This window comes from Nostoc sp. (genome assembly GCF_036916575.1).
Lineage (GTDB): Bacteria > Cyanobacteriota > Cyanobacteriia > Cyanobacteriales > Nostocaceae > Nostoc.
In genome coordinates this window covers 1-5908 of record NZ_JBALGC010000126.1, presented here as the reverse complement: position 1 = coordinate 5908, position 5908 = coordinate 1, and the positions used below count along the sequence as shown (strand labels likewise).

The 5908-nt window shown below is 43.4% G+C and carries 4 protein-coding genes and 1 pseudogene; 3 read left to right on the top strand and 2 right to left on the bottom strand.

Annotated features, from left to right (window positions below):
- Positions 1 to 99: 99 nt before the first annotated feature.
- Positions 100 to 339 (top strand): annotated as a pseudogene (locus V7L29_RS28205) (IS1 family transposase); the annotation flags it as partial.
- Between the two features lie 188 nt (positions 340 to 527).
- Here the strand turns inward: V7L29_RS28205 and ftsH4 are convergent.
- Together ftsH4 and V7L29_RS28195 are read right to left on the bottom strand one after the other, a co-directional pair.
- Positions 528 to 2387 carry an ATP-dependent zinc metalloprotease FtsH4 gene (ftsH4, locus tag V7L29_RS28200; RefSeq protein WP_334737529.1) on the bottom strand — a complete coding sequence of 620 codons (1860 nt, stop codon included), beginning with the start codon at positions 2385 to 2387 and terminating at the stop codon, positions 528 to 530.
- 91 nt (positions 2388 to 2478) lie between these two features.
- A complete protein-coding gene (locus V7L29_RS28195) occupies positions 2479 to 2664 on the bottom strand; it encodes a DUF2949 domain-containing protein (protein ID WP_334690078.1) in 186 nt (61 codons plus the stop codon).
- Between the two features lie 663 nt (positions 2665 to 3327).
- On the opposite strand from V7L29_RS28195, the gene V7L29_RS28190 reads away from it, so the two are divergent.
- A complete protein-coding gene (locus V7L29_RS28190) occupies positions 3328 to 3636 on the top strand; it encodes a hypothetical protein (protein WP_334737528.1) in 309 nt (102 codons plus the stop codon).
- A gap of 104 nt (positions 3637 to 3740) precedes the next feature.
- Positions 3741 to 5908 (top strand): beta strand repeat-containing protein (locus V7L29_RS28185; RefSeq protein ID WP_334737527.1); only part of this gene is annotated, 2168 nt, incomplete at its 3' end.

Sequence of the window (5908 nt, the reverse complement as noted above, 5' to 3'; positions counted from 1 at the left end):
GGTCGTTTCTTTCATCAGCCTTTTACAACGTGAAAGTTAATCTGGTTGAGCATTATACCTTTTTTTGTCTTTTACTTTTGTTTAAGTCCCGTTAAGCAGTGGAAAAGCTTTTTTTATGTGACCGATGGCTGGAAGGTTTACCCAAGTTTTATCCCTGATGGAGACCAAATTGTGAGTAAAACATATATGACAAGGGTGGAAAATGAAAATACAAGGGTTAGTCATTATCTTGCACGTCTTCACAGAAAAACTTTATGCTATTCCAAATCAGAACAAATGCTGAGATACTCAATTAAATTATTACTTCATTACTTAAAGTATCAAATTGTACCTACATAAATAAATTCATCCCTTCATTCAGCAACGCCTGGGGTTAGCGTTGATGATTGTCGGGATGAAAATGAGTAGCTTTTTTGAAACGCATAGGCGGCTTCGCCTTCTTGAAGGGTAGGAACAAAGAGGTTTAACGCAGAGAGACGCAAATAATAACTTTGCGTCCCTCTATGTATCAAGTCTGACTTTCCAAATTACCAATTAGTTACGGGTTTAACCTGACTCAACAAACTGTGCAGTTTTTCGCCTTCAATGACTTCTGTTTCTAAGAGTTGAGTAGCGATCGCTTCTAGCAAGTCTCGATTCTCTCTAAGAATCTCTAGGGCTTGTTCGTGGGCTGTTTCCACGATTTCCTTGACTTCGATATCAATAGCTTTGGCTGTGTCTTCACTCACTGCCCGCCGGGGATTAGCCGCACCATTACCCAGGAACATTGCTTGTTGTCCTTGTTGGTAAGCCAGTGGTCCCAAGACTTTGCTCATACCATAGGCTGTCACCATCCGTTCTGCCAAGTCAGTTGCTCGTTGCAAATCGTTGGAAGCACCTGTTGTAATGCTGTTAAATACAATCTCTTCGGCGGAACGTCCACCTAACATAGTCGCAATCTGACCGCGCAGTTCATCTTCATTCATCAAAAAGCGGTCTTCAGTTGGTAATTGCAGAGTGTAACCCAAAGCTGCCATCCCACGGGGAATAATTGAAATCTTTTCTACACGTCCGTTTCCTGTGGTTAGCGCCCCGACCATTGCGTGACCAACTTCATGGTATGCGACAATCTTTTTCTCAGTCTCGTTCATCACGCGACTCTTTTTCTCTAAACCGGCGACTACCCGCTCAATTGCTTCGGCGAAGTCTTCTTGAGCAATACTTTCACGCAGATTGCGAGCTGCTAATAATGCCGCTTCATTCACCAAGTTTGCCAAATCTGCGCCAGCAAAACCGGGAGTACGAGTAGCGATCGCTTTTAGATTCACATCATCTCCTAGTTTCACCTTTTGAGCGTGAATCTTGAGAATTGCTTCACGATCAGATAAATCGGGACGGTCTACCAACACTTGGCGATCAAAGCGGCCTGGACGCAGCAATGCCGGGTCTAGTATTTCCGGGCGGTTGGTAGCTGCTAGTACAATCACTGTTGCATCCCCAACTGCAAACCCGTCCATCTCTGTTAGTAACTGGTTGAGGGTCTGTTCTCGCTCATCGTTACCACCGTAGAAGCCATTACTGCTACGAGACTTACCGATCGCATCCAATTCATCAATGAATACAATACAGGGAGCTTGTTTTTTAGCCTGTTCAAATAAATCCCGCACTCTGGAAGAACCCACACCGACAAACAGTTCCACAAACTCCGAACCAGAGATACTGAAGAATGGAACTCCTGCTTCCCCTGCTACGGCTTTCGCTAAAAGTGTCTTACCAGTACCTGGAGGGCCAATTAACAGCACACCTTTAGGAATCCTAGCGCCAATTTGCGTAAAGCGTCCTGGAGTCTTGAGGAAATCCACGATTTCCACTAACTCAGTTTTCGCTTCTTCTACCCCAGCCACATCTGCAAAGGTAATTTTAGCTGACTCGCCTTCAACGTAAACCTTAGCTTTGCTCTTACCAATGGAGAGAACACCTTGAGGACCGCCACCACGGGCGAGAAAGAACTGCCAAATGCCAAGAAAAATCAGTGGTGGAATCACCCAACTCAAGAGGGTTGTAAACCAAGTATTCTTGGGTGGAGGTGTAGCAGCGAACTCAATTCCTTTTTGTTCTAGCAGTTTGGGTAACTCTAAATCAAAGATTGGTGTAGTTGCAAACACCTGGCCCGGCTCGGCATTTTCTGTTTTTAGTTGGTAGAGGATCTGGTTTTGACCAACGGAAACCCGACTAACTTCCCCTTCTTGTACTTGATGAATAAATAGGCTATAGGGAACACCAGCGGGACCAGAAGCAAATAAACCAGGCAAAAATAAATTTAAGAGCAGGAATAGCCCTGATACTGCCAGCAATATATTAGCAATGATCCGAAACCGAGATGACTTAGGTTGTTCTTTAATTGCCATAGATGTTGTTACCAATCCTTAGAATTAAAACTGTTGAAAATGTGACTTTCTGGGAAAGTCGGCTATTTACCATCCGAATAGTTGAAGCAGCTTATACTGTTTCCAACCAATCAAAAATTTGGGCTAACTGATCCAGTGTTACCAGCCCATACTGCCAGAGGGTTATGGCTAGAAAGTTGGGGGTCTGCTCACAATGTCGCAAGGCAAGGGAAATTGCTCCACCAGAAATACCCAACTCCTCCTCTAAAAAATGCACTAATTGATCTGTAGCTTTCATAGTAATGTTAAACAATGTTAAATCAGTCTTATTTCTGAGAGAGCTTGACTTGTGTGATCTAATGTCCAGGCTGCATCTCAAAGTTGTTTAGTTTGTCTTAATCGTCAAGGATATTAACAATTCTCATAAATTCTCCTGTCTTGCAATGTTTGCAGCATTTTTTATTTATGTTACTAAACTTAACAATTAAACTAATCTTTGGGTACTAACGAGTAAATACGGTTTACCGTACTCAAAAAATTAACACCACTCGATCAGGAGAGAACTTTAGTCAAGGAACGCTGTCAAAGAAGACGCAGAGATTGGGAGACCCAAAGAGAAATCTCCGTGTTCTCTTGCATATCTGCGTGTAATGTTCATTTTTCACCAATGATTTATATCTTTAGATAGATACATAGACGAACGATCTGAAGAGAGCGATGTTTACGACGGGCTACGCCTACACAAAAACTTTACTTGACAAGTCATAAAGTTAACTCTAACTTTACCAGAATTACACTTAGCCTATTGACACTGCTTAGGTATTCATCAGAATATCTAAGTGTTTTAAAAGATATCAAAACAACTTAAAAATTTCAAAGTCAAATCCTTTGACGAAATGATACCCAAAGAACGCTATTAACATAATTCGTAATTGAATTTCCTAATTACGAATTACGAATTATGATGTGCAGTCCAATTTTAGAGGATAGCAATAGCGATCGCATTGTCTACGATGCTGAAGATGAGCGATTATTCTACAACCCTAATTGGTTAATCGGTTGCAAAAGTGGCGATCAATTGACGGCTCTTAATAGTACCCCCAGTCTAGGGTGTTCACTCTATGCCTTCTTAGGAGTTAAAAAATTATGCAAAATATATGTCACCAGAGAGATGTTGTACTCCCACAAAAATAGCATGAACCAAAAAACCCCAAATTCCATCAAAGTCAACAGCTTACCCCCAGTCTCGCTGCATCAGATTTTGTCGTAACAAGTGTATAAGTTACATCTGTGGGCTTTTACTGAAACACAGAACAAGCTTAAAACCTTAAAGCTCACTCCCTGACTAACAATCAATCAACACAGGAAAAAATCATGGTAAGTTCATTCTTCAATCTCGCCGATCTGAATGGTAGTAATGGCTTCATCATCAACGGCATTGCTGCAAATGACAACTTAGGCAAATCAGTCAGCAATGCTGGGGATATCAACAACGATGGCATTGATGACTTGATTGTAAGTGGTGTTGGGAAAAGCTATGTGTTATTTGGGAGGGCGAATGTCAACAGTGGCACCACCTTCAATCTCTCGTCCCTGAATGGTACTAATGGCTTCTTGGCTCCCACATTCCTAATAAAAAATGCGGGGGACATTAACAATGATGGCGTTGACGACCTCCTGATTGCTGGCGTCCACGAAGTGGATGTGGTGTTTGGGACGACGAATCTGGGCAGTAGCGGTAGTCTTGACTTTTCCTCTCTAAATGGCACTAATGGATTCAGCATTAATGGTATTGACAACTATAATGGCATGGATATTTCACTGAGCGACGCGGGGGACATCAACGGTGATGGCATTGACGACCTAATTGTTCAGAACACATTTCTCTTCATTACCCCCGACCGCGAGGGCAATGAGGGTATTATTACCGAAAGTTCGGTGGTGTTTGGCGGGACGAATCTAGGTAGTAGTGGTACTATCAGTTTTTACGCCCCAAATAGCACTGATGGCTTCAACCAGTCCAGATTAATCAGCAAAGCTGGGGACATCAACGGTGATGGCATTAACGACTTAATTATTAGCAACTCTGTAGTATTTGGAGCGAAGAATATCGGTAGTGGCAGCAACTTTAACATGCCACCCTTGGATGGTACTAATGGCTTCAACATTTCTACAGGCTACCCAATCAGCAGTGCGGGGGACATTAACGGTGATGGCATCGACGACCTAATTGTTAGGACATTTGAGCAAACCTATGTGGTGTTCGGGGGGGCGAACCTGGGCAGTAGCGGTACCCTGAATCTCTCAGACCTAAATAGCACTAATAGCTTTGTGATTAACGGCTCAGGTTACCAAGTCAGCAATGCAGGAGATATCAACGATGATGGTATTGATGACTTGATTTTTGGGGCACCTCTTGCCGACCCCAACGGCAAAAGTGATGCTGGGCAAAGTTATGTAGTATTTGGGGGGAAGAATTTAGGCAGTAGCAACCCCCTCAACCTCTCTGAGTTGAATGGCACTAATGGCTTTATAATCAACGGCATTACTGCGGGTGACGGCTTAGGCACATCAGTTAGCAAAGCGGGTGATATCAATAATGATGGTATTGACGACCTGATTATTGGAGCACCTTATGCCGACCCTAATGGCAACAGTAATGCTGGGCAAAGCTATGTAATCTTTGGCGGGAAAAATATCGCCAGTGGCAGCATCCCTAACTTAACGGGAACTCCTGGTGCAGATACTTTATTTGGCACACCTAGCAACAACATTATCGATGGCAAAGCCGGTAACGATGTCCTCACAGGTAACGGTGGTCAAGATAAGTTTGTGATTCGCCGAGGCGATGGCAATGACACCATCACCGATTTTGGTGGCGTTGGCAAAGGCTCAAACCCAACGGCAGCGGTAATTGCCTCTTTGGACACCTTGCAATTTACAGGTAGTGGTTTAACCGCTCAAAATCTGCAATTAACTCCTCAGGGTAACAACTTAGAAGTTACCTTTGAAAATGTGGCGTCTACCAAAGTGACTCTGCAAAACTTTCAGTTAGAAAACCTGGATAACTTGCCAGCTTCTGGAGCAAAACCTGCCATTGGTAATATCTTATTTGATGGGCAAACCAACATCGCCGACAGCTTTGATGTCTTCGATGCCAATTCCACTCAAACTAGCCTGTTCAACAAGAACACGGTAACTTTCCTCAATCAACTCAACAATAACATCACGGGTTTTGACAACTCCGCTGATGTCATCAATGGTCAGGGGGGTAACGATACCATCAACGGTAAAAGTGGCAATGACCTGCTGCGGGGTGGTGCTGGTAATGATACTCTCATTGGTGGTGCTGGTAATGATACCCTTGTTGGTGGTGCGGGTGCTGACAGGTTTCTGTACAATACCAATGCGACCTTTGTGAGTTCTGCTGTGGGTGTAGATGCGATTGCTGACTTCAACCGCTCCCAAGGCGATAAGATTATCCTGGATAAAACTACCTTTAATGCGATTACTTCTGTTCCCGGAACAGGTTTTAGTAACAA